The organism is Luteimonas salinisoli, from assembly GCF_013425525.1.
Taxonomy (GTDB): domain Bacteria; phylum Pseudomonadota; class Gammaproteobacteria; order Xanthomonadales; family Xanthomonadaceae; genus Luteimonas; species Luteimonas salinisoli.
This window is the reverse complement of record NZ_JACCKA010000059.1, coordinates 3,536-26,968: the sequence shown is the minus strand read 5'-3', so window position 1 is coordinate 26,968 and position 23,433 is coordinate 3,536. Positions and strand designations below refer to the sequence as shown.

Sequence of the window (23,433 nt, the reverse complement as noted above, 5' to 3'; positions counted from 1 at the left end):
TCCTCCAAGGAACCAACTGCCAGACGCGGCGATTCATTGACGCAGCCCCGTGGCGACGGTGATGGATCCCCGCAACGGATGGGACTGCCTGGCGCCCCCCGGCGCAGGTCACGCCCCACGCGGTCAGCCGAAGACGCTCTTCCAAGGAGCGTCTGCCAAAAGCGGCTATTCATTGGCGCCGCCCCGTGGCGACGGTGACGGATCACTACAACGGATGGAACTGCCTGGCGCGGGACGACTTGCGTTCCGGCGCCGCCAGCCCCATTTTTGTCGCTTGCCTCGCCAGGAGAGACCGCCATGAGCCGGCTGCGCATCTTCCCCGAAGACGCCCCCGAGCGCCCCGCCCTCGTCAGCCACGACGGCGACGAGATCGCCCGCGAACTGGAAAGGATCGGCGTCACCTTCGAACGCTGGAAGGCGACGCAGCCGGTGACCGCCGGCGCCAGCCAGGAAGAGGTGGTCGCCGCCTACAAGGCCGACATCGACCGCCTCGTCGCCGAACGCGGCTTCACCAGCGTCGACGTCATCAGCATCGCCCCCGACAACCCGAAGAAGGACGAACTGCGCGCCAAGTTCCTCGACGAGCACTACCACAAGGAGGACGAAGTCCGCTTCTTCGTCGCCGGCTCCGGACTGTTCACCCTGCACGTCGACGGCAAGGTGTACGAGATCGAATGCGTCAAGGACGACCTGATCGGCGTCCCGGACGGCACCACCCACTGGTTCGACATGGGCCCGGAACCGGATTTCGTGGCGATCCGCTTCTTCCAGCAACCGGACGGCTGGATCGGCCACTTCACCGGCTCGGACATCGCCCGGAAATTCCCGCGCTACGAGCGCAGCTGAGCCCACGGCGGATCGCATGCCCGACACCATTCTGACCGACATCGAAGGCACCACCAGCAGCATCTCCTTCGTCAAGGAAGTCCTGTTCCCGTACGCCCGCAGGGAACTGCCGCGCTACGTGCACCTCCACGGCAACGACCCGGAGGTGCGGCACTGGCTGGACGCCGCCGCGCTCGATCTCGGCGGCGCCTGCCAGGACGAGGTGATCGTCGAGGCGCTGCAGGGCTGGATCGACGCCGACCGCAAGCACACCGCGCTCAAGGCGCTGCAGGGCATGCTGTGGGCGGAGGGCTACCGCAACGGCGACTTCACCGCGCACGTCTATCCCGATGCCGGCGCCGCGCTGCGGCGATGGCACGCCGCCGGCCACCGGCTGGCGGTGTACTCGTCGGGCTCGGTGGAAGCGCAACAGCTGTTCTTCGCACACTCCGACGCCGGCGACCTCGGGCCGCTGTTCGATGCGCACTTCGACACCCGCTGCGGCGGCAAGCGCGAGGCGCGCAGCTACGCCGGCATCGCTTCAGCGCTGGACTGCCCCCCGGGCGCTGTGCTGTTCCTGTCCGACGTGGTCGAGGAGCTCGACGCCGCCCGCGATGCCGGCATGCGGACCACCCTGGTCGACCGGCGCGAGGACTACCCGCAACCGCGCACCGGGCAAGCGGCCAACGGCCACCCGCGGGTCGAGGGCTTCGACCAGGTCGAGCCGCGATGAGGCCACGCCAATGATCCGCATCGCCACCGCATGCCTGGCGCTGGCACTGCTCGCGGCCAGCGGCTACGCTCCCGCCCAGACCGGCGATCCCCTCGCCCCGGCCCGAAACGCGACCATGCCGACCAGCCACGCCGATGCCCGCTACGGTCTCACCGGCACCATGCGGGCCACGCCGGGCAACCGCGACGCGGTGGTCGCACTGCTTCTGCGCGACGTCGCCGAGCTCAAGCCGGCTGGCTGCCACCTGTACGTGGTCGGTCTCGATCCGGAAGACGCCGACCTCATCCGCGTCACCGAGGTCTGGGATTCGCGCCAGGCCCACCGCGACTCGCTGCAGCTGCCGAGCGTGCGCGCCGCCATCGCCGAGGCGATGCCGATGCTCACCGGAGAATTCACCCGGACCGAGTTTTCCGCGGTCGGCGGTCTCGGCCTGCCGGAATGAGCCGCCGGCTCCAGGCCCTGGCGGCGGCCGGCCTCTGCCTGGCCGCATTGCTGGCCGCGCCGCGACCGGTGCCGGCACAGGCAGCCGCCGAGACCTATCCCGAACGCGATCGCCGCCTGATCGATCGGCTGCTGGCGCAGATGCCGCCGCAGCGCCCCGGCCATCCCGACCTCTACGTGATCGGCTTCGCCGGCGACGGCGCCGAGGACGTGTTCCGCAACGAGGTGCAGTACCTCGGCACGCTGTCGACAGAACGCCTCGATGCGCGCGGGCGCATGATTCCACTGGTCAACCATCCCGACAGCCTGGAGGGCGACGGGGCGCCGCTGGCCACCCTCGCCAACCTCCGTCACGCGCTGGCGGGCATCGCCGCGGCGATGGAGCCGGACGAGGACCTGCTGTTGTTGTTCCTCACCACCCATGGCACCCCCGAACACGAGCTGGTAGCCGCCCTCGAGCCGGAGGTCGACGAGATGCTGCAGCCGCAGGACCTGCGCGCGGCGCTGGACGGTGCCGGGGTCCGCAACCGCGTGGTCGTGGTCTCGGCCTGTTTCTCCGGTGGATTTCTCCCGAAGCTCGCAGGGCCCGACACGCTGGTGATCACCGCCGCCCGCCGCGATCGCCCGTCGTTCGGCTGCGGGGCGGCGTCCACGGTCACCTGGTTCGGCCGCGCCTGGCTGGTCGCGGGCCTCAACCGCCATACCAGTTTCGTCGCCGCCTACGACGATGCCACGCGCGAGGTGGCGCGACGCGAAATCAAGGAGGGATACGCGCCGTCGCTGCCGCAGATCGCGGTCGGCAAGCGCATCGCCGCGCTGTTGCAGGCCTGGCAGGCGACGCTGCCGCCGGGCTCGGAGGTCGCCTACCCGTATCCACTGGATTCCGCGGACACGGCCGCGGCCGGTAGCGGCCCGCGCTAGACGGCGCCTGCGCCGGGATCGACGCCGGACGACCGGCGCCGCCGGGCGATGTCCGGGGCCAACTCGATTGCGCCCGGAGACTCCCACGGCCTTCGCGGCCATGGGCCGCTCCTACAGACGCTGCCGCTCGTCAGCGCCCCGTAGGAGCGGCCCATGCACGCGAAAGCCGGCGCAATCGGATAGGCCGACGATCTCCGCACGCCATGTCGGGTCACTCCACATGCACGCCTCGACTCACGGCTCGTCGCCCAGGTCCACCAGGCGATAGGACGTGGCGGCGCGCCGCTCGCCGTTCCAGCGGTCGAAGGCGCGCACCTCGATCCGGTGTTCGCCCGGATCCAGCGCGGTCGGCAGCGCGCCCCGCCACAGGTGCGTGGAAGGCACCGCTTCGGGCGAGCGATCGAAGCCGCGCGGCTGCGCCGCCAGGTCGTCGCGCGCGTTCTCGGTCGCCAGCCACGGGTCGGGCGCGGACACCCTGCGCATCGGCCGCCACTCGCCGTCCCCGATGCGGAATTCCACGCGGGTGTCGTCGAGCCCCATGAAGACGTTGGCGTACACGCCCCAGGCCGGGTACGCGCCGCGCCGCAGCGTCCGTGGCGCATGCAGGCGCATCGCCGCGGTGAACGCGGGATCGTCGGCGGGCACGCGCGCCGGCACCCAGTCCAGCGCGTAGTCGCCGCCTTCGCCGATGCGCAGCAGCGCGTGGCCGTTGGGGGTGCCGTCGGCCATGGTGGCATCGGGAATCCCCATGGCGTCGGCGACGCCGGACCAGAACGCGCCGCTCACGGCGCCCACGTTGAACTCGTGCAGCGGGCGCTCCCCGCGCCACCCCTCGGCCACCCCGTGGAAACGGTGCTGCAGCACGTGCCGATGCCCGCTCAGCACCAGCACGTGCGGGAACCGCTCCAGCAGCCGGAACAGCCGCTGGCGGTCGGCGGGGCGGAACGTGGCCGCGTCGGCGGACGTATCGAACAGCGGGATGTGCAGCATCAGCACCAGCAGGCGCTCGCGCGGCAGGGAGGCCAGGTAGGCCTCGAGGAAGTCGAACTGGTCGCCGCGCAGCCCTCCGATGTACGCCGGGCGCTGTCCGGGCAGGGCGATCACGTCGTCCAGGCCGATGAAAACCGCCTCCGGCTCCTCCCATGCGAACGTGTCGGGCCCGTAGACCCTACGGAAGGTGCGCAGCGAATCCGCGTCGTCGGCGACGCCGGCATCGAGGTCGTGGTTGCCGGCCACGTGCAGCCAGGGCACCCCCAGGCGCGTGGTCCAGGCGTTGATCGCGGGATACAGCGAGAGGTCGTCGTTGGCGATGTCGCCCAGGCCGACCCCGAGGCGCGCACGGTGCCCGTCCTGCAGCGGCGCCACCACGTCGGCGCCGTAGTACTCCGCCTCGCGCGCGTTGCCGGCCTGGGGGTCGGCGAACACCAGCACCTCCAGCGGCGCGCCCGCGGCGTCCTCCGCAGGGACCAGGGCGAAGTCGCAGTCCGCAGCGTCCACCGGCCTCCAGAAATCCGGCAGCCCGTCGGCGCCTGCCGGCACGGCATGGCCCGGCGGCTTGATCATGAACACCGGACCTTGTGCGGGCGCGGGCAGCCGCCAGCGTCCCTGCGCGTCACTGACGGCGAGCTGGCGGCCGTCCGAGACCTTGACGCCGGCCAGGCCGTCCTCCGCACCGCTCGCCGCCTCGCCATGCGGCCGGCGCTCGACGACCGATCCAGCCGTGCAGCCGAACGCCTGGCCCGCCGTGGCGCCGAGCGCCAGAGCCAGCATGATCCGCAACGTCTCGCGCATTTTCCTTTCCCTCGCCATATGCCGTCGGAATTATGCCGGGCGGCGATGCAAGAGGGCCGCGGCTGCACTAACCTAGCGGATGCCGCCGGACGGGACCCGGCCTGGGAGCGACGATGGTGCGGAGCCAGATCCTGGCGGGCCTCCGGTACGGTGGTGGCCTGGTCCTGCTGCTGCTCTGCACGGCGGCGCAGGCGGGTCCCGCCGCGGTGGAGCTGGCGGCCGCGGCCGATCGCGCCAGCCTCACCCCCCATCTCGTCTACCACCACGACGCGGACGCCGTCGACGATGCGGCCCAGGCCTTCGCGCGCGCCGACGCCGACGGATTCGCACCGCTGCCTTCCGGCAACGCGGCCTTCGGCTTCCAGCGCGGGGCGTTCTGGTTCCATGCGGCGCTGCGCAACGACAATCCGCAGGAACCGCGTTGGCTGCTGGTGCAGGAGTATCCGCTCAGCGACCGCATCGACGTGTACCTGCGCCACGCCGACGGCCGCGTGGAGCACCGGGCCGGCGGCGACCACCTGCCGTTCTCGCAGCGCAGCGTGCGCTACCGCCACCCCAACTTCCTGCTCGACCTGCCGCCCGGCGAACGCGTCGACCTGCTGGTGCGGGTGGAGAGCCAGAGCTCGATGCAGGTGCCGCTGGAGCTCTACACCCCGACCGCGTTCACCGAGCTCTCGCGCGATGCGCAGTTCGCCATCGGCCTGTACTACGGCATCCTGCTGGCGCTGTTCTTCTACAACCTGGTGCTGTGGCTGTCGCTGCGCGACGCCAGCTACTTCTGGTACCTGTTCCACATCAGCGCCTTCGGGCTGGTGCTGTTCACCCTCAACGGGCTCGGCTTCGAGTACCTGTGGCCCGGCTCGCCATGGCTGGCCGACCGCTCGGTGCCGCTGTCGATCTGCCTGGCGCTGGTGGCGATGCAGCAGTTCGCGCGTACCTTCCTGGAGCTTCCGCAGCGTTGGCCGCGCGGCAACCTGGTGAGCCTGGCGGTGATCGGCTTCTTCGTGCTGTTCGGCCTGGCCTCGCTATGGCTGCCCTACCGCGTCTCCACGCCGATCGCCTCGCGCGCGGTTCTGGTCGGGCTGATCTGGATCGTCGTCGCGACCGTGTTCGTGATGCGCCGCGGCTACGCCCCGGCGCGGATCCTGCTGCTGGCCTGGGCGATGTTCCTGCTCGGCACCGCGGTGTTCACCCTGCTCGCCTTCGGCCTGCTGCCGAAGAACTTCGCCACCGAGTACGGCGTGCAGATCGGCTCGGCGCTGGAGATGCTGCTGCTCTCGGTGGCGCTGGGCTACCGCTACGCCGCGCTGCGCAACGAGAACGAGCGCATCGTCAACGAGGCGCGGCTGCAGCTCGAGCGCAAGGTGGCGCAGCGCACCCAGGAGGTGCGCAGCGCGCTGATGCAGCTCGAGGAGGCGCACGGCCGTCTGCGCGACTCCAGCCGCCGCGACGGCCTGACCGGCCTGTACAACCGCACCTGGTTCCACGAGGCCTTCGAGCGCATGCTCGACCAGGCGCGCGGCGAGCGCCGACCGCTGTCGCTGCTGATGATCGACCTGGACCACTTCAAGGCCATCAACGACCGCCTCGGCCACCTGGCCGGCGACGAATGCCTGCGCTGGGCGGCGCACCGCATCGGCAAGGCGCTGCGGCCGCACGACGCGTTGCTGGCGCGGTTCGGCGGCGAGGAGTTCGTGGTGGCCCTGCCGGCGCGCGACCTTCCCGCGGCGGTCGCCGTCGCCGAGGAGGTGCGCCAGACCCTCACGAAGGCGCCTTGCCAGGCGCAGGGGCACAACGTGCGGATCTCGGCCAGCATCGGCGTGCACACCATCAATACGGAGGCGCTCGACGACATCGACGATGCCCTGGAGGTCGCGGACCGCGCCCTGTACGCGGCGAAGGCGAACGGCCGCGACTGCGTACGCACCTCGATCAGCGCCGCCTAGGACTGCGCTGCACCGGCACGGAGGCCCGCGGTTTCGTCGCCTGCAGCGTGCCACCGGCGCGGGCGGCAACACCCGGAACCGCCGCCAGTCCCGCCGGAGCCGCCCGCGGCTTTCGCGGCCGTGGGCCGCTCCTACAGAAGCTTCGCTCCTACGGGGACGGGGCGCCGGTCCGGCGTGCCGCCAGTCGCCGCTCCAGGTCGGCCAGGCCCAGGCCGCGCGAACGCAGCAGCACCAGCAGGTGGTAGGCCAGGTCGGCGGCCTCGCCGAGCAGCGCCGCATCGTCCTCGGCCACCGCCGCCAGGGCGGTCTCCACGCCCTCCTCGCCCACCTTCTGGGCGATACGGCGGACGCCGGACTCGAACAGCTGCGTGGTGTAGCTGCCGGGCGGCCGCTCGCACTCGCGCTCGGCGAGCAGGACATCGAGTTCCGCCAGCGCGGCGCCCGGCGCGTCCGGGAAGCAGCTCGGCCGCAGCAGGTGGCAGGTCGGCCCGCGCGGCCGCGCCAGCACCAGCAGGGTGTCGCGATCGCAGTCGGCGCGCAGCGACACCAGCTCCAGGGCGTTGCCGGAGCGCTCGCCCTTGGTCCACAACCGTCCGCGGCTGCGGCTGAAGAAGGTCACCAGGCCCAGATCGAGGGTGGCGGCAAGCGCAGCATGGTTCATCCAGCCCAGCATCAGCACGCGCAGGGTAGCGGCGTCCTGCACCACCGCCGGCAGCAGGCCACCACCCTTGCTCCAGTCCAGCGTGCCCGGATCCGGGCTGCTCGAATCCGGCCTGCTCGAATCCAGCACATTCGAGTCCAGCACCTCCGGATCGTTGCCTCCGGCGTTGCCCCGCGTCTCATTCATCACGCACCTCGATGCCCTGCGCACGCAGTTCGCGCTTGAGTGCGGCGATCGCGACCGCGCCGCCGTGGAACACGCTGGCGGCCAGGGCGCCATCGACGTCGGCGTCGCGGAACGCCTCCACGAAATGCCGCATCGTGCCGGCCCCGCCGGAGGCCACCAACGGCACCCCGCACAGCGCCCGTGCCGCCCGCAGCTGGGCGATGTCGTAGCCCCGGCGCACTCCGTCGCTGTCCATGCAGTTGAGCACGATCTCGCCGGCGCCGAGCCGCTGCGCCTCGACGATCCAGTCCAGGGTCCGCAGCGGCAGCGCGCGGGTGGCGGCCGGATCGCCGGTGTGGCTGCGGACCCGCCATTCCCCGTCCGCCTCGGCGATCGAATCGATGCCGACCACCACGCACTGCACGCCGAACGCATCGGCGAGTTCCGAGACCAGTGCCGGGCGCTCCAGCGCCGGCGTATTGACCGAGACCTTGTCGGCGCCGGCGTGCAGCACCGCGCGCGCGGTGACGACGTCGCGAATGCCGCCGGCGACGCAGAACGGGATGTCGAGCAGGCTCGACACGCGCTCGACCCAGGCGTAGTCGACCGACCTGCCCTCGGGGCTGGCGCCGATGTCGTAGAACACCAGCTCGTCGGCCCCGGCGTCGCGGTAGCGCAGGGCGAGCTCGACGATGTCGCCCACGTCGACATGGTCGCGGAAGCGTACGCCCTTGACCACCCGGCCACCGCGCACGTCCAGGCAGGGAATGATGCGCCGGCTCAGCATGTCGCCGCCCGCAGCGCGTCGGCCAGCGACAGCCGCCCCTCCAGCAGCGCGCGGCCGAGCACGATGCCGGCACAGCCCGAGCCGCGTGCGCCGGCGACGTCGCCGGTATCGCGTACCCCGCCCGAGGCCTGCACCCGCATTCCCGGCGCGAGGGCACGCAAATGGTCGTAGAGCGCGCCATTCGGGCCCGACAGCATGCCGTCGCGATCGATGTCCGTGGACAGCAGGTGGCGCAGCCCGGCCGCCGCGTACCCGGCGGCGAGGCCGTCGAGCGGCGCGCCCTGCTCGGTCCAGCCGTGCACCGCCGCGCGCCAGATTCCCTCGCGGTCGAGGCGCGCGTCGAGCGCGACCGTGATCCGCTCGGCGCCGAACTCCGCGATCCATTCCATCACCGCCGCGGGCGCGCGCACCGCGAGCGACCCGACCACCACCCGGGCCGCACCCGCATCGAGCAGGCGCAGCACGTCGTCGCGGCCGCGCACTCCGCCGCCGGTCTGCACCTGCAGCCCGGTGGCGGCGACGATCGCCCGCAGCAGCGGCCGCAGCGTGTAGCCGCCCTCGCGCGCGGCGTCCAGGTCCACCAGGTGCAGCCAGGTCGCGCCCTGCCCGGCATAGGCGCCGGCCACGGCCAGCGGCTCGCCGGCGTAGCGCGTCTCGCGCGCGTAGTCGCCCTGCGCCAGTCGCACCACGCGACCGCCGCGCACGTCGATGGCGGGATAGACCGTGAACCCTGCGCTCATGCCATGCCCGTCCCGAGGAAGTTGGCGAGCAAGCGGGCTCCGGCGGCGCCCGAGCGCTCCGGGTGGAACTGCGCGCCGGCGACGGAGCCGCGACGCACCACCGCGGCGAAAGGTCCGCCATGGTCGCAGGCCAGCACGCACTCCGGGCCGACCGGGGCGCCGAAGCTGTGGACGAAGTAGGCCCAGGCGCCCGGCGCGACGCCCTCGAGCAGCGGGTCGGCGCGTACCGGCTGCAGGCGGTTCCAGCCCATGTGCGGGATCCGCACCCCGGGCGCCGGCCGCAGCCGTGTCACCCGTCCCGGCAACAGGCCCAGGCAGGGCGTGTCGTCCTCGTCGGAATGCTCGAACAGCAGCTGCATGCCCACGCACACCCCCAGCAGCGGGGCCTGCAGCGTGCGCAGCACGTCCACCAGGCCGAGCTCGCGCAGGCGTCGCATCACCGTGGCCGCGGTGCTCACGCCCGGCAGGATCACCCGGTCGGCGGAACGGATCGCCGCGGCATCGCAGCTCGCCTCCGCCTCCAGCCCGAGCCGACGCAGCGCGTAGCGCACCGAACCGAGGTTGGCGCCGCCGGCATCCACCAGCACCACCCTTGTCACCACGCACCCCTCGCGGCCGGCCGCGGGGCTCCGGCGTTCACAGCACGCCCTTGGTGCTGGGCAGGTCCGCGCCCTCGCGGCGGATCGCCTGGCGCAGGGCCCGCGCGAACGCCTTGAAGCAGGCCTCGATCCGGTGGTGGTCGTTGTCGCCCTGTACGCGCAGGTGCAAGTTGAGCGCGGCCGCATCGCAGAGCGAACGGAAGAAATGCGCCACCAGCTCGGTCGGCAGGTCGCCGACGCGCTCGCGGCGGAACTCTCCTTCGAACACCAGGTACGGGCGCCCGCCGAAATCCAGCGCCGCCGAAGCCAGCGTCTCGTCCATCGGCAAGGTGAAGCCGTAGCGGCCGATGCCGCGCTTGTCGCCCAGCGCCTGGCGCAGCGCCTGGCCCAGGGCGATGCCGGTGTCCTCCACGGTGTGGTGCTCGTCGATGTGCAGGTCGCCGGCGGCGCGGACCGCGAGCGCGAAGCCGCCGTGCTTGCCGATCTGCTCGAGCATGTGGTCGAAGAACGGCAGGCCGGTGGCGACCGCAGGCTCGGCGGCGCGGTCGAGGTCGACCTCCACCTCGATCGTGGTCTCGCGGGTCTGGCGCCGCACCCGCGCCCGGCGCGGCGCATCGGCCAGCTCGTGGGCGATCCCCGGCCAGTCCCATTCGCCGCCGAACTGCGGGGTGCGCAGCTGGAAACCGCGGATGCCGAGGTTGGCGGCGAACTGCAGGTCGGTCTCGCGGTCGCCCACCATCGCCGAGCGCTCCAGGTCGATCGCGCGGTCGCGCAGGTAGTGCAGCGCCAGGCCGATGCCGGGCTTGCGCGTGGCCAGGCCGTCCCCGGGCAGGCTAGTGTCGATCAGCTGCTCGCGGAACACGATGCCCTGGCTCTCGAACACCTGCAGCATCAGCGCGTGCGGTCCGTCGAAGGCCGCCTGCGGATAGGTTTCGCTGCCCAGCCCGTCCTGGTTGCTGACGATGACGAACTCGTAGCCGGCGTCGCGCAGCTTCAGCAGCGCCGGGATCGCGTCGCGCACGAAGCGCAGCTTGGCGTATGCGTCGATCTGGAAGTCTTCGGGCTCCTCGATCAGCGTGCCGTCGCGGTCGACGAACAGGATCGGCGTGCTCATGCGCGCGTCTCCACGGCCGGGGCGATCTCCGCCGTCGCGGCCGCCCGCTGCGGGCGCAGCGCCGCGAGCACGGCGTCGTTCTGGTCGGGGCTGCCGATGGTGATGCGCAGCGCGTCGGCCAGCCCCGGCGCAGCGCGCTGGTCGCGGACGACGACGCCGGCATCGAGCAGCGCACGGAACGCGGCGTCGGCGTCCTCGAAGCGCACCAGCAGGAAGTTTCCCTGCGACGGGTACGCTCGACGCACGCCCGGAAGCGCCGCCAGCGCGGCCGCCATGCGCCTGCGCTCCCGTCGCACCACGGCCACCCGCCCGGCGGTCGCCTCCAGCGCCGCTGGCGCCAGGCCTTCCAGCGCCAGCGGCGCGCACGGCGCCGGCACCGGATAGGGCGCCTGGCAGCGGCGCAAGACCGCGACCAGGGCAGGATCGGCCAGCAGTACGCCGATCCTCGCCCCGGCCAGGGCGTGCGCCTTCGACAGCGTGCGCAGGACCGCCACGTTGGGGAACGCCTCGAGCAGCCCGATTGCGGACGGCACCTCGGAGTACTCGCCGTAGGCCTCGTCGACGACCAGCAGCGCTCGGCCCGCCAGGCGCCGCGCCAGCGCCGCGACGCGCTCCGGGGAGATCGCGCCGCCGGTCGGGTTGGACGGCGAACAGAGGAACACGATCCGCGCGCCGCCTTCCAGGGCCGCCGCCGCGATCGCATCGGGGTCGATGTCGAATCCGGCGCCGTCCTCGCACAACGGCACCTCGATCAGCGGCGCGGCCTGCAGCCGCGCGCAGACCGCGTACATGCCGAATACCGGCGGGGTCGCCAGTACCGCGTCGCGGCCGGGAACGCACAGCGCGCGCACCAGCAGGTCGATGGCCTCGTCGCTGCCGCGGCCGACCAGCAAGCGTTCCGGGGCGCAGTCGTACAGCTGCGCCAGCGCGCGGATGAGCTCGGGCGGCTGCGGCTCCGGATAGCGGCGGCAGCCATCGCCCGGGTCCGCCGGATTGCCCCAGGCCGACTCGTTGGCATTGAGCCAGACCGAACCCTGCAGGCGTTCGCTGCGCGCCGAGCCGTAGCCGGCGAAGCCGCGCAGGTCGGGGCGCACCAGGTCCAGCACCGTGCTCATCGCCCCGCTCCTGCCGGCTGCAGGCGCAGCCGCACCGCGTTCGCATGCGCCTGCAGCCCCTCGGCCTCGGCCAGGATCACCGCGCAGCCGCCGATCCCGGCGACGCCCTCGCGCGAGGCCGATTGCACGCTGATGAAATTCTGGAAGCTGGCCACGCTGACGCCGCTGTAGGCGCGCGCCGCGCCGTCGGTGGGGAGCACGTGGTTGGTGCCGCTGCAATAGTCGCCGAGCGCTTCGGGCGTGTAGTCGCCGAGGAACACCGAGCCGGCCGCCTCGACCCGGTCGAGCCAGCGCCGCGGCTCGCGCAGCGCCAGGATCAAGTGCTCGGGCGCGTAGGCATTGGCGATCGCGAACGCCTGCTCCAGCAGGTCGACCTCGATCAGCCGCGACCGCGCCAGCGCCTGCGCCGCGACCGCGGCGCGCGGCAGCGCCCCAAGCTGCGTGGCGAGTTCGCGCTCGACCGCATCGAGCAGCGGCGCGTCGTCGGAGACCAGCACCACCTGCGAATCGGCACCGTGCTCGGCCTGCGACAGCAGATCGGCGGCGACGAAGCCGGGGTCGGCGCCGGCGTCGGCGATCACCATCACCTCCGAGGGCCCCGCCGGCATGTCGATGGCCACCGCGCCGCGCTGCGCCAGCTGGCGCTTGGCCTCGGTGACCCAGGCGTTTCCGGGCCCGAACAGCTTGTCGCAGCCGGGCACGGTGGCGGTGCCGAGCGCCATGGCGGCGATGGCCTGGGCGCCGCCCAGCTTGAACACGCGGTGCACCCCGGTCATGCGCGCGGCCACCAGCACCGCGGGATCGGCGCTGCCGTCCGGGCGCGGCGGCGTACACAGCACCACCTCGCGGCAGCCGGCCAGCCCGGCCGGCACCCCGAGCATCAGCGCGGTCGACGGCAGCGGCGCGGTGCCGGCGGGCACGTACAGGCCCACCCGCACCACCGGCCGCACCACGCGCTCGCAGACCACCCCGGGCGCGGTCTCCACGGCATAGGCCGGCACCATGCCTGCGCGGTGGAAGGCGGTGATCCTCGCGGCCGCTTCTTCCATCGCGCTGCGCAGTTGCGGCGCGACCGCCGCCTCGGCGCGTTCGAATTCTCCGGCGTCGACCTCGATGCGCTCCTGCGTCACGCCATCGAAACGGGCGGTGAGATCGCGCAGGGCGGCATCGCCGTCGCGCGCAACGGCAGCCACGATCGCCGCCACCGCCTCGCGCGTTTCCGCAGCAGTGCCGCGAGCCGGACGCGCCAGCGCTTCGGCGCGCGCAGCTGCGTCGAGCCCCGTCCAGCGCAGGCGGCGGACCGGCGCCGCGCTCATGCCAGGGTCCTCTCGACCGGCAGCACCATCAGCCCGCGCGCACCGGCGTGGCGCAGGTCCTCCAGCCGCTGCCAGGTCATGGCACCGTGGCACAGCGCCTGCAGCGCCAGGGTATCGGCGCCGTCCACCTGCAGCACGGTCGGCGGTTCGGCATCGGGCAGCAGCTCGATCAGCCGCGCCATCGCCCCGCGCTCGGCCTGGAACAGCAGCAGGCGGCTGTGGCGCAGGCGCATCACCCCGTCCATCCGCCGCAGCAGCGTCTGCATCAGCGCGGCGCGCGCGTCGGTGAACGGCCGCACCGGCCCCGCCAGCACCGCTTCGCTGCGCAGCAGGGTCAGCACCGGTTTGAGCTGGTTGGCCGCCAGGGTCGCGCCGCTGGACACCAGATCGCAGACCGCATCGGCCTGGCCCAGGCGCGGGGCGATCTCCACCGAGCCGGACAGCATCACCACTTCCGCGTCGATGCCCTCGCCGGCCAGCCAGCGTCGCAGCAGCTGCGGGTAGCTGCTGGCGATGCGGCAGCCGCGCAGCTGTTCCGGCCCCTGCCAGTCCCAGTCCTCCGGCACCGCGATGTCGAGCCGGCAGCCGCCGAACCCGAGCGCGCGCAGTTCCGCGGCCACCGCCGGCGCGCCGGCCTGTGCGCGCTCGGCGGCCTGCTCGGCGAGCACGTTGCGGCCGACGATGCCGAGGTCGCAGACGCCGTCGGCCAGCAGGCCCGGGATGTCGTCGTCGCGCACCAGCAGCAGGTCGACCGGCAGGGTCTCGCCGTAGCAGAACAGGCGGTCGCGGCTCTCGCGCCAGTCCAGCCCGCAGGCGGTCAGCAGCGCGCGCGAAGGATCGCCGAGGCGTCCGCTTTTCTGGATGGCGATGCGCAGACGATCGCGCACCGCGTTGGCGGCGGGAGGGCTCATGGCGGTCCGGTCAATGCGAGGAGGCGAGGCGCGGGAACTGGCGCCGCGCGGCGGCCGCATAGCCGCCCGCGCCGTGCTCGAGGGTGCGGGCCACGCGGCCGATGGTGGTCACGCTGACCCGTGTGCGCTCATGGATCTCGCGGTACGGCACGCCCTGCAGCAGCAGCGGCACCACCCGCCAGCGGTCCGTCATCGCTTCGAGCTCGGCCGGCGTGCACAGGTCGCGCAGGAACGCGGCCACCTCGTCGGACCGCTGCAGGGCCGCGAGCGCCTTCGCCAGCGCCCTGAACGAGGCGTCGGCGTCCTGTTTCGGCAAGGGGTCGGGGCGCTGCTTCATCGGCTCAATGTATTAACGCGTTAGTGCATTATGCCGATATCGCTGCCGTCGTCAACCGGGCCGCCGCCAGGTGGTCCGGCCCTCGATGCACGAGCGTTCTTAGATGGTGAGGGCCGAGGCATCGGACACCGAGTCGGCGGCGATACCCGGCCAGGCCGTTTTCGTGCGCTTTCGCGGCCATGGGCCGCTCCTACGGGACACGGCCGCGCAGCACTCCCCTGTAGGAGCGGCCCGTGGCCGCGAAGGCCGCGGGAGTCTCCGCCGGATCGGCGACCGCCCTAGATCGGCGGGACTCGATGCACTCGCGCAGATGCGCCATCGCGGCGCAGCCACCAGGCCATCGTCCACAGCCACGCCGCGATCACCGCCACCAGCACCTTCTGCGACAGCCCGCGCGGAAGATCGCGCCACAGCGCCAGCAGCCATACGCCGGCGAAGGCTGCCAGCGCCAGGGCGAAGGCGAAGGCGAACCGTCCGCGCCAGTGCGGATCCGCGCGCAGCCGCCATGCCTGCAGCAGCATCGCACTGGTGACTCCCAGGAACGCCGTCTGCGCGGAGACCCCGTGCAACCAGTTCCCGAGCCTCGGCTCCAGGCCGGCCTGACCGGTCGGCGCGAACGCCGTCACCACCAGACCGCAGGCCCCCAGCGCGAACAGCAGCACGGGCGCCCCGCTGCGCGCGGGCGGCACCAGCGCGCGGTACAGTCCCGCCGCCAGCAGGACGATCGCCAGCGCGAGCGCCACGTAGCCCGCCTGCAGCCAGCGCCCTTCCCCCTGCAGCAGGTAGAAACTCAACGGCACGTGCACCCAATCCAGGTCGGCACGCAGCCAGTGCAGCGCCACGCCGGCGAGCATGAAGGCCGCGATCCCGCACAGGGCCGCCGTCGCCAGGATCCGGGGCGCCGGAGTTTCCGGCCCGCCTTCCCGGCGCAATATCGACCCGCCCTCCTTCGCCGCGACCGGCGCCGGGGACGCGCGGTCCGGCGCGGACGTCTCCCGACCGCCGCCCGGCATCAGCCGGCCTGCCCGGGCCGCACCACCATCGCCGCGCCCAACGCCACCAGCACGGCGCCCGCCAGCCGCCACGGATCCACCGGCCGCGCGGCGTTGAGCACGCCGTAGTGGTCGAACAGCAGCGATCCGGCCACCTGGCCGAACACCACCAGGCAGATCAGCGCCGCCGCACCGATCCGGGGCACCAGCACCGTGGCGCTGAGGACGTAGAGCGCGCCGATCGCGCCGCCCAGCCAGACCCATGGCGGCTGCGCGCCCAGCATCTGGGTGGAGGGCCACGGCGTCCGCGTGGCGATCAATGCCGCGCCGAGCACCAGCGTACCGACCAGGAACGACGCGAACGACGCGAACAACGGCCCCTGCGTCGCATGCCCGAGCCGGGCATTGATCAGCGCCTGCAGCGGCAGCAGCACGCCGACCGCTACCGCCAGCAACAGGCCTCCAACGATACCGGGCTGCATGCTCCACTCCATCGACGTCAGGGAGCGGCAAGTCTAGGCGGGATCGCCGCGGAAATCTCCGGCGTCCGGCCGCCACCAGGGCTCAGCCGACGGCGACGCCCTGCTTCCAAGCGTCCACACCCGCGGCATCCGGATCGGCGCCGTCTCCCGTCGGCATGGCGGCCGACGCCAGCGACAGGGCCACGGCATCCAGGCTCGTCTCGAAGACGCAGACGCGGTTGCGGCCGCCGCGCTTGGCGCGATACAGCGCACGGTCCGCATGCGAGAGCATGCGGGTGAGGTCGTAGCCCGAGACCGCGGAGTTGGTGACTCCGAAGCTGGCGGTGACCTCGAACACGTGCCCGCAGTCGGCGGTATGGATCTCGGCGAAGCGCGCGATGCAGTCCTCCGCCAGGCGCCTGCCGGTCGCAAGATCGCAGCCGGGCAGCAGGATGCCGAACTCCTCCCCGCCCAGGCGCCCGAAACAATCCACCGGGCGGCACAGCGGCACGCACGCCGCGGCCACGTGGCGCAGCGCGCAGTCCCCGGCGGCGTGCCCGAAGCGATCGTTGATCAGCTTGAAATGGTCCAGGTCGAACATGACCAGCACCGCGTCCTCGCCTGCGCGCGCGCACTGCGCCAATGCCCGCTCGGCCCTTTGGGTGAAATGATGCCGGTTGCCGATGCCGGTGAGCATGTCGACTTCGGCCATGCGCCGCAGGCGCATCTGCACGCGCTTGGTCCTGTACGCCCAGAACCCGATCGACGCCAGCAGAACAACGAGCAGCATCACGATGAGACCCGTGTTCTGCGCACGCTGCTCGGTGACGCGCTGCTGCAGCTCGAGCACCGTGTTCCTTTCGTTCAACAGCTCGATCTGCTGGGCCTGCTGCTGGGTCTGATGGCGCACCACCTGGTACGCCATTTCGCGCGACTTCACGTCGTTGAAATGCGCCTTGTCCGCCTGCGCATACAGCCTGTAGGTGGCGAGTGCGAGCTCCGGATCCTGCCGATGCTCCGCGACCTCATAGAGCGTCCTGTACGCGACGACCAAAGGCAGCGCGCTGGCGAGCGAAGAGGTACTGGAAACGGCATGCCTGGCATGCTGTTCGGCAGCCTCGATATCGCCGAGTTTCATGCGGTGCTCCGCAAGCATTGCGTGGTACTGGCCGATCAGGAGGGGGTAGCCCGCTCTCTCGACCACCGAGAGATAGCCCTCCAGGAGCGCGACCGCATCCTCGAGCTTGCCGTCTTCCGCAAGCATCTCGGCAACATAGGTACGAGAAAAACCCGCCAGGATCGGTTCGCGCTCCGCCTCGCAGACCTGCACCGATTCCATCGCCCGGGCAACATCCACTCTTTCCTTGAGGCCGTTTCTGGCCTCGTGGACCAGATTCTCGGCCGCGCACCGACTTCTCCCCAGCGGAGTGTCGTCCAGCACACGCTCGGCATAGTGCAAGCCCAGCCTGAATTCGCCGACCTGGTTGTAGACGATTGCGGCGACCAGCAGACCTCGATGCAGGATGTCCTTGTCCTCGACATCGCTCTGCCCGGCCAGCATGGCGTCCAGGGCATGAAGGGCCAGCTCGAATCGCCTCGTTATGGCGTGGGTGTTCGCCAGCATCGATCCTGCGAGAAACTTGTTGGCCGCCCCGGCCGGCTCCGCGATGACGTCGCGAAGAACGACGACCGCCTCCTCGGAACGACCGCGAGTGATCAATCTGTGCGCCTGCAGAAGACGCACCCGCTCTCTCTCGATCGCGGTAGCGCTCTCCGCGAGCGCGTCGAGATCGTGCAGGAGCGCATCGAACCTCGCGAGGTCGGACGTTCGGACTTGATCCGCTTCGCGCAGCAGATCGCCCACCGACGGTTCCGTCTCGGAGGCGGCCGATACCCCGGCGAACGACAATGCAAGAAACAGGAAGACGAAGATGCGCATTGGATCGTCCCTATGGTGACGCGCTAGACGGCGCTACGCAGGCGCAGCCGGCGAATCGCGACCGTCTCGATCCGGCGCCGAGTCCGGATCCACGGGTCCGTCGTCGTCCGGGGATTCCAGCGGCGCCTCGGTTTCGCCGCCGTCCGGCGCGATGACCATGCAGTAGATTTCCGAGCTACCGCCAAGCAGTTCGGCCAACTTCAAGACATCGCCTTCCAACATGGCCGACCGCTCCGCCTCGCTGGTATCCGTAGCTGCGATTGCGGAGACGAGACGATCGAGCCCGGCATCGAAGTGCGGCTCCCTGCCCAGCGACTCAAGAAACGCGATTGCGTTCGACATTGTCCACTCTCCCCTGTTGCGGTTGCTGCGCCGATGCGCAGGAATTCTCCAGATCCAGTCTCGCGATGCGCGCCAGCATGAGATCGTCCCGCTGCATCGCCACGGCCGGCGGGATCACCAGCGTGGTCTGCAGGGCAAGCTTCGCTTCAACGATTCCTGCCAACGGGATCGATTCCATGCGCGGCTGCGACACCGGCAGCGTCGCCGCCTCGTACAGCGTCACGGCATGCTCGGGCGGATAGTCCTCGGCCAAGCGTTCCACCAGAAGGCGACGATACCCCGTCCCTGTGCTGGAACGCTGGAGAGAACGATCACCGGCCACGCCCACCTGCCAGAGCACCAGATAGGCCGACGGATCGATCCGCCTGCGGTAGAACATGAACTGGCTGGCTTCGTAGTGCTGGCACCCGCGAGCGCCCGGATCGATACCGAGGTCGGCATAGAGGCAATCCTCGGCGGATACGGCCGGTTCCATCGCCGCGGCGAACCCTTCGTCTCGGGCCCTCGAGATCGCATGATGGGGGACTTGCGCGAAGACTCCCGGGTGCCCATAGAAGGCCCCGCACACGTTCGCGCCGCGACGGACCTCGTCGAGCATGGCATGTACCATCTCGCGGTAGGTTTCATGCCGCGACTTCCCCTCGGCATAAAGGGATTGCAGGCTACGAACGTCGGGATGCATGCCCTTGACCCAAAGCTCCACGATCGGATCGGACGCCGCCACGAAGACGATGTCAGCTCGCTCGATACAGCTGCGCGCGCGCGGCCCCAGGTGGGCGCCGAGCATCATTCCCAACCCGACGCAGGCGAGGCTCCCCTTGCTGCTCCTCATCCTGACTCTCCACCCCCGACCGCAGCTAATCTAGCCAGTGTAGGCCGGCATTGCAAAGGGATCGTCGCTCCCCCGGCGATCCCCGGTCTGCAGCCCGTGCCGCCAGTACTCCAGCCCGTCCGCGGTTGTCTGGCGCTCGAACCCCACGCGCGCCATGAGCCTCTCGGCAGCTGAATTCCCGGACAGATGCCTGGTCCACAGCCACCCGAGCCCGTCTCCGGCCAGGTGCGGAAGCAGGGACCCGATCAGCTCTGTCGAGGCTCCGGTCCGTTGTGCGCTGCGATTCAGCAGGATTCCGAGTTCGGCCGACATCCCGCCGGGATCGACGACCACGGACACGAGTCCGCATGGCTGCCCGTCGCCACGGCGGCGGATCGACCAGTACCGCGCCCTCGGGGGGGAAGCAGTCGTCTGCCTGAGTACGGCGGCGAAAGCACGGTCGGCCGCAGCCACCCCCAACGGAACTCCGACATGCTCCATGACGGCGCGACATGAATACAGGGACACGTAGAGCGCGCGGTCGCCTGCGCCGAGGGGGCGCAATACCAGGTTGGCCGTGCGGATCACGATCGGCCGGGTCGCGTCCGCAGCCGAGGCACCCGCATTCAATCTGGCGTCGCGATCGGCCGGAGGGCGGCTAGTCGGATTCGGCTTCGGACAGTGCATACAGCAGATCCACGTACGACTTCTCGATCTCCGCCAGCCCCGCCGCCTTCACGCCCTCGGCCGGGCGGACCAGCATGTACTCGTCCGGGGCGTGCGCGCCCGCGCCGTGGCCCAGGCCGCCGAACACGAACGGCAGCCCCAGGGTGCGGGTGAACTGGTAGAACGGCGCGCTGCCGGCCAGCCAGGGCGCCACCCTCGGGCTGGCGTCGTAGCGGTTGAATACCCCGATCGCGGCCTGCACCAGCGGCGCGTCCACCGGGGTGGCGGCCGCCGGGTAGCCCGACAGCCGTCTCAGCGCGATGTCCTCGAACCCCTCGGCGTCCAGGTGCTCGCGGATCATCCGGTAGGCGTCCTCCGGCTCCAGGCCCGGGGGCAACCGCGAATCGATCTTCGCCGTGGCCACGTGCGGCAGGATCGTCTTCATCCCCTCGCCCGTGTAGCCGCTCCAGATGCCGTTGATGTTGAGCGTCGGATCGAACAGGTTGCGGACGATGGCGTCGCGGCCGCGCATGCCGTCGATCCACCGCGACACCCCGAACGCCTTCTGCAACGCGGCATCGTCGGCGCGGCGGGCCAGGCCGTTGATCAGCCGCTGCTCCTCATCGCTGGGCGGGCGCACCGCGTCGTAGTAGCCGGGCACGAGGATGGTGTTGCCGTCCGCACTGGTCATCGAGGCGATGGCCTGCACCAGCCGCAATGCCGGCGAATCGACCATCGCCTTGAGCGAGCCGTGCACTTCCGCCTTCGCCGGCCCGCCCCAGTCGCCGCCGCGGGCCTCGAGCTCGAAGTAGATGATGCCCTTGACCCCGAGGTTGAGCGCGACGCTGCCGTCCGGCATCTGGATGTTCATGGGGAAGAACGCGCCGTCGGCGTCGCGCAGGCGGTCGAGGTAGGGCTCGATCACCGCGCCGAAATTGGGCGAACCCAGCTCTTCCTCGCCCTCGGCCACCACGTACAGGTTCACCGGCAGGGTGCCGTGCTCCTGGAGGATCGCGCCGACCGCGTTGAGGAACGCGCGCTGCGGTCCCTTCTGGTTGGTGGCGCCGCGTGCCATGAGCACGGTACCGAGTTCGTGATCGACCAGCTCGCCGGCGAACGGGTCGGCGATCCGCCAGTTCTCCTCCACCGGCTGCACGTCGTACATCATGTAGACCACCAGGGTGCGGTCGGCACCGGCGTCGTAGTGGCCGAATACCCCGGGGTGACCCGGCGTCTGCACCACCTCGACCTCCTGGAAACCGAGTTCGCGCAGATCGTCGGCCACCAGCTGCGCCATGGCGTCGATGCCGTCGTCCTGGGCGCTGATGGAGCGCTGCCGCACCCAGCGCTGCAGCTGCGCCAGATGCGCATCCAGGTCGCGATCGATCCGGGCGTACACCCGATCGTGACGGCCCTCGTAGGGCGCAATGGAGGACGCGTCGAACGCTGCGTCGGTTGCGATCGTCCACTCGGGGCGTGGCGACTGCGCTGCTGCCGGGGCAGGCGCGGCGAGGGCCCAGGCCGTCAGCATCCACGCTGCGACAGCGGCCAGTGAAGCTGGTTTCGACATCACATCCTCCCGGGGCGGCCAGCCGGCACTATAAACGCCCGCGCGGCGACGGAGGATGCGACGCCGCGCCTACCCCGCCGCCGAACGGCCCAGCAACGCCGCCTGCACCTCCCGCCGCGGCGGCGCGCCGAACAGGCGGCGGTACTCGCGGCTGAACTGCGACGGGCTCTCGTAGCCGACGCGATGCGCGGCGGCGGCGGCTTCCACGCCCTCCATCAGCATCAGCCGCCGCGCCTCCTGCAGGCGCAGCTGCTTCTGGAACTGCAGCGGAGTCATCGCGGTGGCGGCCTTGAAGCGCTGGTGGAGGGTGGACGGGCTCATGTGCGCGGCGGCGGCGACGCGGTCGATGCGCAGGGGTTCGGCATAGTGGGTCTTGAGCAGGTCGATGGCACGGGCCAGGCGGTGCGACGCGCCGTCCACCTGGCACAGCGCCAGCAGGCGCGGACCGAGTTCGCCGACCAGCACGCGGTAGTGGATCTCGCGCAGCGCCAGCGGCGCCAGCACCCCGGCTTCGGCGGGCGTGTCCAGCAGGCGGACCAGGCGCAGGATGGCGTCGAGCAGGGGCTCCTCGGTGCGCGCCAGATGCAGCGGGCGGCCCTCGTCGCGCGCCGGAGTCGCGGCCGGCGGCGTCGCGAGCTGCGGGGCCAGTTCGGCCACCGTGGCCGGATCGATCTCGATCCGCAGGCACAGGTAGGGCCGCTCCGCCGTCGCCTCGATCACGCGGCCGGTCACCGGCACGCTCATCGAGACCAGCAGGTAGTGCAGCGGGTCGTAGACATACAGATCGTCGCCGAGCATGGCCTGCTTGCGGCCCTGCACCACCACGCACAGGCTGGGGTGGTAGACGCAAGGGATCGGCTGCGATGGCGCGTCGGCATGGATCAGCGCCAGGCCGGGCACGGCGCATTCGTGCACGCCCTCGCCCGGCACGTTCCGGGCAATCCTGTCGGCCAGCTCGGCGCGCTGGGCCTCGGTGCCTTGGCGGGCGGCGACGACGTTGTGGGCGTGGTCTGGCATGGCGGACGCTCCCTGCGAACACGGTTCCGATTATGCGCGCGGGCGGCGGCTCCGCCAGCCGCTCGGCCGCTGCGCGGAGGATCGGGCAAGAATGCTCCAGCAATGGACTAACCCGATGGCGATCGCGCGGGCCACCCTGTTTCTCCCCCGACCCACTGCCAGGAGACTCTCCATGAACGACGACTTCCCCCGCCGCACCCTGGGCTCCCAGGGCCTGCGCGTCTCCGCCATCGGCCTGGGCTGCATGGGCATGTCGGATTTCTACGGCGACAGCGACAAGGCCCGCAACCTGGCGGTGCTCGAGCATGCCATCGACCACGGGGTGAACTTCCTCGACACCGCCGACATGTACGGCGTCGGCCGCAACGAGGAACTGCTGGCGCGGGTGCTGCGCAGGCGCCGCGACGAGGTGGTGCTGGCCACCAAGTTCGGCAACGTGCGCGGCGCCGACGGGGCCTTCCTCGGGGTCGACGGCCGCCCGGAATACGTCGCCGCGGCCTGCGACGCCAGCCTCAAGCGGCTGGGCGTGACGCACATCGATCTGTATTACCAGCATCGCGTGGATCCCAACGTGCCGATCGAGGAGACGGTGGGGGCAATGGCGCGGCTGGTCGAGGCCGGCAAGGTGCGCCATCTCGGCCTGTCCGAGGCCGCGCCGGCCACCCTCCGCCGCGCCGCGGCGGTGCACCCGATCGCTGCGCTGCAGAGCGAGTACTCGCTGTGGACCCGTGACGTGGCCGATGCGGCCCTGCCGGTCTGCCGCGAGCTCGGAATCGGCTTCGTCGCCTACAGTCCGCTGGGGCGCGGCTTCCTCACCGGCGCCATCACCCGTCCCGAGGACCTCGTCGCCGACGACTGGCGCCGCGGCCACCCGCGCTTCCAGGGCGACAACCTCGCGCGCAACCTGGCGTTGGTGCAGGCGGTGACCGCGCTGGCCGAGGCGCGTGGCCACACCCCCGCGCAAATCGCTTTGGCCTGGCTGCTCGCTCAGGGCGAGGACATCGTGCCGATCCCCGGCACCCGCCGCATCGAGCGCCTGGACGAGAACGCCGCGGCCGCGGCAATCGCGCTCGACGCCGCCGAGCTGGCGAGCATCGACGCCGTGCTGGCCGGGCACGAGGTGGTCGGCGAGCGCTACCCGGCGGCGAGCATGGGCTCGGTCAACCGCTGATCATCCCGCGCCGACCGGGCACCAGCGGCCCGCCGCCCAACTGTAGGAGCGGCCCATGGCCG

The 23,433-nt window shown here is 71.5% G+C and carries 24 protein-coding genes and 1 pseudogene; 7 read left to right on the top strand and 18 right to left on the bottom strand.

What is annotated here, in order from left to right:
- The first annotated feature begins 297 nt into the window (after positions 1-297).
- Genes H0E84_RS09650 through H0E84_RS09635 form a run of 4 tightly spaced genes read left to right on the top strand, consistent with a single transcriptional unit; the run spans position 298 to position 2,920 of the window.
- Positions 298-846 (top strand): 1,2-dihydroxy-3-keto-5-methylthiopentene dioxygenase, encoded by a 549-nt coding sequence (locus H0E84_RS09650; RefSeq protein ID WP_180678437.1) that lies wholly within the window; start codon positions 298-300, stop codon positions 844-846.
- 16 nt (positions 847-862) lie between these two features.
- Entirely contained in the window at positions 863-1,558 is a 696-nt protein-coding gene (mtnC, locus tag H0E84_RS09645; RefSeq protein WP_180678436.1) for an acireductone synthase, read from the top strand.
- A gap of 10 nt (positions 1,559-1,568) precedes the next feature.
- Positions 1,569-2,000 (top strand): putative quinol monooxygenase, encoded by a 432-nt coding sequence (locus H0E84_RS09640; RefSeq protein WP_257644159.1) that lies wholly within the window; start codon positions 1,569-1,571, stop codon positions 1,998-2,000.
- The gene (locus tag H0E84_RS09635; protein WP_180678435.1) at positions 1,997-2,920 is read left to right on the top strand and encodes a C13 family peptidase; all 924 of its coding nucleotides are present in this window, start codon (positions 1,997-1,999) and stop codon (positions 2,918-2,920) included. The genes H0E84_RS09640 and H0E84_RS09635 overlap by 4 nt, the downstream gene beginning before the upstream one ends.
- 234 nt (positions 2,921-3,154) lie before the next feature.
- Here H0E84_RS09635 and H0E84_RS09630 read toward each other — a convergent pair whose 3' ends face one another.
- Positions 3,155-4,711, bottom strand: coding sequence for a calcineurin-like phosphoesterase C-terminal domain-containing protein (locus H0E84_RS09630; RefSeq protein ID WP_180678434.1), 1,557 nt, complete (start codon positions 4,709-4,711; stop codon positions 3,155-3,157).
- Between the two features lie 113 nt (positions 4,712-4,824).
- Between H0E84_RS09630 and H0E84_RS20855 the strand changes: the two are divergent.
- Both H0E84_RS20855 and H0E84_RS20850 read left to right on the top strand, forming a co-directional pair.
- Positions 4,825-5,997 (top strand): annotated as a pseudogene (locus H0E84_RS20855) (7TMR-DISM family protein); the annotation flags it as partial.
- Positions 5,977-6,657: a GGDEF domain-containing protein gene (locus H0E84_RS20850; RefSeq protein ID WP_425600477.1), complete on the top strand. Its 681-nt coding sequence runs from the start codon at positions 5,977-5,979 to the stop codon at positions 6,655-6,657. The pseudogene H0E84_RS20855 and the gene H0E84_RS20850, both read left to right, overlap by 21 nt.
- Before the next feature lie 148 nt (positions 6,658-6,805).
- On the opposite strand, the gene hisIE is transcribed toward H0E84_RS20850, so the two are convergent.
- The 17 genes from hisIE to H0E84_RS09540 form a co-directional block, all read right to left on the bottom strand.
- On the bottom strand, positions 6,806-7,504 hold the full coding sequence (hisIE, locus tag H0E84_RS09620; RefSeq protein WP_180678432.1) for a bifunctional phosphoribosyl-AMP cyclohydrolase/phosphoribosyl-ATP diphosphatase HisIE: 699 nt from the start codon (positions 7,502-7,504) through the stop codon (positions 6,806-6,808).
- The gene (gene hisF, locus H0E84_RS09615) at positions 7,497-8,270 is read right to left on the bottom strand and encodes an imidazole glycerol phosphate synthase subunit HisF (protein WP_180678431.1); all 774 of its coding nucleotides are present in this window, start codon (positions 8,268-8,270) and stop codon (positions 7,497-7,499) included. Before hisF ends, hisIE begins: the two co-directional genes overlap by 8 nt.
- Complete coding sequence (locus tag H0E84_RS09610) at positions 8,264-9,010, bottom strand: 1-(5-phosphoribosyl)-5-[(5-phosphoribosylamino)methylideneamino]imidazole-4-carboxamide isomerase (RefSeq protein ID WP_180678430.1); 747 nt, start codon at positions 9,008-9,010, stop codon at positions 8,264-8,266. Before H0E84_RS09610 ends, hisF begins: the two co-directional genes overlap by 7 nt.
- Complete coding sequence (gene hisH, locus H0E84_RS09605) at positions 9,007-9,609, bottom strand: imidazole glycerol phosphate synthase subunit HisH (protein ID WP_180678429.1); 603 nt, start codon at positions 9,607-9,609, stop codon at positions 9,007-9,009. Before hisH ends, H0E84_RS09610 begins: the two co-directional genes overlap by 4 nt.
- 37 nt (positions 9,610-9,646) lie before the next feature.
- Positions 9,647-10,723, bottom strand: a complete 1,077-nt coding sequence (gene hisB, locus H0E84_RS09600) for a bifunctional histidinol-phosphatase/imidazoleglycerol-phosphate dehydratase HisB (protein WP_180678428.1) — start codon at positions 10,721-10,723, stop codon at positions 9,647-9,649.
- A complete protein-coding gene (gene hisC, locus H0E84_RS09595; RefSeq protein WP_180678427.1) occupies positions 10,720-11,838 on the bottom strand; it encodes a histidinol-phosphate transaminase in 1,119 nt (372 codons plus the stop codon). Before hisC ends, hisB begins: the two co-directional genes overlap by 4 nt.
- Entirely contained in the window at positions 11,835-13,154 is a 1,320-nt protein-coding gene (gene hisD / locus H0E84_RS09590; protein WP_180678426.1) for a histidinol dehydrogenase, read from the bottom strand. Before hisD ends, hisC begins: the two co-directional genes overlap by 4 nt.
- Positions 13,151-14,065 carry an ATP phosphoribosyltransferase gene (gene hisG / locus H0E84_RS09585; RefSeq protein WP_180678425.1) on the bottom strand — a complete coding sequence of 305 codons (915 nt, stop codon included), beginning with the start codon at positions 14,063-14,065 and terminating at the stop codon, positions 13,151-13,153. The genes hisD and hisG overlap by 4 nt, the downstream gene beginning before the upstream one ends.
- A 10-nt stretch (positions 14,066-14,075) precedes the next feature.
- The gene (locus tag H0E84_RS09580) at positions 14,076-14,402 is read right to left on the bottom strand and encodes a YerC/YecD family TrpR-related protein (protein ID WP_180678424.1); all 327 of its coding nucleotides are present in this window, start codon (positions 14,400-14,402) and stop codon (positions 14,076-14,078) included.
- 278 nt (positions 14,403-14,680) lie between these two features.
- On the bottom strand, positions 14,681-15,334 hold the full coding sequence (locus tag H0E84_RS09575; RefSeq protein ID WP_257644158.1) for a DUF998 domain-containing protein: 654 nt from the start codon (positions 15,332-15,334) through the stop codon (positions 14,681-14,683).
- Positions 15,335-15,414: 80 nt separating this feature from the next.
- Positions 15,415-15,876, bottom strand: a complete 462-nt coding sequence (locus H0E84_RS09570; protein WP_180678422.1) for a DMT family transporter — start codon at positions 15,874-15,876, stop codon at positions 15,415-15,417.
- Positions 15,877-15,958: 82 nt separating this feature from the next.
- The gene (locus H0E84_RS09565) at positions 15,959-17,794 is read right to left on the bottom strand and encodes a diguanylate cyclase (RefSeq protein WP_180678421.1); all 1,836 of its coding nucleotides are present in this window, start codon (positions 17,792-17,794) and stop codon (positions 15,959-15,961) included.
- Positions 17,795-17,827: 33 nt separating this feature from the next.
- On the bottom strand, positions 17,828-18,136 hold the full coding sequence (locus tag H0E84_RS09560; RefSeq protein ID WP_180678420.1) for a hypothetical protein: 309 nt from the start codon (positions 18,134-18,136) through the stop codon (positions 17,828-17,830).
- A complete protein-coding gene (locus tag H0E84_RS09555) occupies positions 18,111-18,968 on the bottom strand; it encodes an SAM-dependent methyltransferase (protein ID WP_180678419.1) in 858 nt (285 codons plus the stop codon). Before H0E84_RS09555 ends, H0E84_RS09560 begins: the two co-directional genes overlap by 26 nt.
- Before the next feature lie 30 nt (positions 18,969-18,998).
- Positions 18,999-19,634, bottom strand: a complete 636-nt coding sequence (locus tag H0E84_RS09550) for a GNAT family N-acetyltransferase (RefSeq protein WP_257644157.1) — start codon at positions 19,632-19,634, stop codon at positions 18,999-19,001.
- Positions 19,606-21,183, bottom strand: coding sequence for a M20/M25/M40 family metallo-hydrolase (locus H0E84_RS09545; protein ID WP_219339673.1), 1,578 nt, complete (start codon positions 21,181-21,183; stop codon positions 19,606-19,608). The genes H0E84_RS09550 and H0E84_RS09545 overlap by 29 nt, the downstream gene beginning before the upstream one ends.
- Before the next feature lie 69 nt (positions 21,184-21,252).
- On the bottom strand, positions 21,253-22,200 hold the full coding sequence (locus H0E84_RS09540) for an AraC family transcriptional regulator (RefSeq protein ID WP_180678417.1): 948 nt from the start codon (positions 22,198-22,200) through the stop codon (positions 21,253-21,255).
- 172 nt (positions 22,201-22,372) lie between these two features.
- Here H0E84_RS09540 and H0E84_RS09535 point away from each other — a divergent pair, with 172 nt between their 5' ends.
- Complete coding sequence (locus H0E84_RS09535) at positions 22,373-23,371, top strand: aldo/keto reductase (protein WP_180678416.1); 999 nt, start codon at positions 22,373-22,375, stop codon at positions 23,369-23,371.
- Positions 23,372-23,433 lie beyond the last annotated feature (62 nt).

Coding starts and splice junctions, on each gene's coding strand:
- H0E84_RS09650 (WP_180678437.1), top strand. CDS start 298: ATGAGCCGGCTGCGCATCTTCCCCGAAGACGCCCCCGAGCGCCCCGCC.
- mtnC (WP_180678436.1), top strand. CDS start 863: ATGCCCGACACCATTCTGACCGACATCGAAGGCACCACCAGCAGCATC.
- H0E84_RS09640 (WP_257644159.1), top strand. CDS start 1,569: ATGATCCGCATCGCCACCGCATGCCTGGCGCTGGCACTGCTCGCGGCC.
- H0E84_RS09635 (WP_180678435.1), top strand. CDS start 1,997: ATGAGCCGCCGGCTCCAGGCCCTGGCGGCGGCCGGCCTCTGCCTGGCC.
- H0E84_RS09630 (WP_180678434.1), bottom strand. CDS start 4,711: ATGCGCGAGACGTTGCGGATCATGCTGGCTCTGGCGCTCGGCGCCACG.
- H0E84_RS20850 (WP_425600477.1), top strand. CDS start 5,977: ATGCTGCTGCTCTCGGTGGCGCTGGGCTACCGCTACGCCGCGCTGCGC.
- hisIE (WP_180678432.1), bottom strand. CDS start 7,504: ATGAATGAGACGCGGGGCAACGCCGGAGGCAACGATCCGGAGGTGCTG.
- hisF (WP_180678431.1), bottom strand. CDS start 8,270: ATGCTGAGCCGGCGCATCATTCCCTGCCTGGACGTGCGCGGTGGCCGG.
- H0E84_RS09610 (WP_180678430.1), bottom strand. CDS start 9,010: ATGAGCGCAGGGTTCACGGTCTATCCCGCCATCGACGTGCGCGGCGGT.
- hisB (WP_180678428.1), bottom strand. CDS start 10,723: ATGAGCACGCCGATCCTGTTCGTCGACCGCGACGGCACGCTGATCGAG.
- hisC (WP_180678427.1), bottom strand. CDS start 11,838: ATGAGCACGGTGCTGGACCTGGTGCGCCCCGACCTGCGCGGCTTCGCC.
- hisD (WP_180678426.1), bottom strand. CDS start 13,154: ATGAGCGCGGCGCCGGTCCGCCGCCTGCGCTGGACGGGGCTCGACGCA.
- hisG (WP_180678425.1), bottom strand. CDS start 14,065: ATGAGCCCTCCCGCCGCCAACGCGGTGCGCGATCGTCTGCGCATCGCC.
- H0E84_RS09580 (WP_180678424.1), bottom strand. CDS start 14,402: ATGAAGCAGCGCCCCGACCCCTTGCCGAAACAGGACGCCGACGCCTCG.
- H0E84_RS09570 (WP_180678422.1), bottom strand. CDS start 15,876: ATGCAGCCCGGTATCGTTGGAGGCCTGTTGCTGGCGGTAGCGGTCGGC.
- H0E84_RS09565 (WP_180678421.1), bottom strand. CDS start 17,794: ATGCGCATCTTCGTCTTCCTGTTTCTTGCATTGTCGTTCGCCGGGGTA.
- H0E84_RS09560 (WP_180678420.1), bottom strand. CDS start 18,136: ATGTCGAACGCAATCGCGTTTCTTGAGTCGCTGGGCAGGGAGCCGCAC.
- H0E84_RS09555 (WP_180678419.1), bottom strand. CDS start 18,968: ATGAGGAGCAGCAAGGGGAGCCTCGCCTGCGTCGGGTTGGGAATGATG.
- H0E84_RS09550 (WP_257644157.1), bottom strand. CDS start 19,634: ATGCACTGTCCGAAGCCGAATCCGACTAGCCGCCCTCCGGCCGATCGC.
- H0E84_RS09545 (WP_219339673.1), bottom strand. CDS start 21,183: ATGTCGAAACCAGCTTCACTGGCCGCTGTCGCAGCGTGGATGCTGACG.
- H0E84_RS09540 (WP_180678417.1), bottom strand. CDS start 22,200: ATGCCAGACCACGCCCACAACGTCGTCGCCGCCCGCCAAGGCACCGAG.
- H0E84_RS09535 (WP_180678416.1), top strand. CDS start 22,373: ATGAACGACGACTTCCCCCGCCGCACCCTGGGCTCCCAGGGCCTGCGC.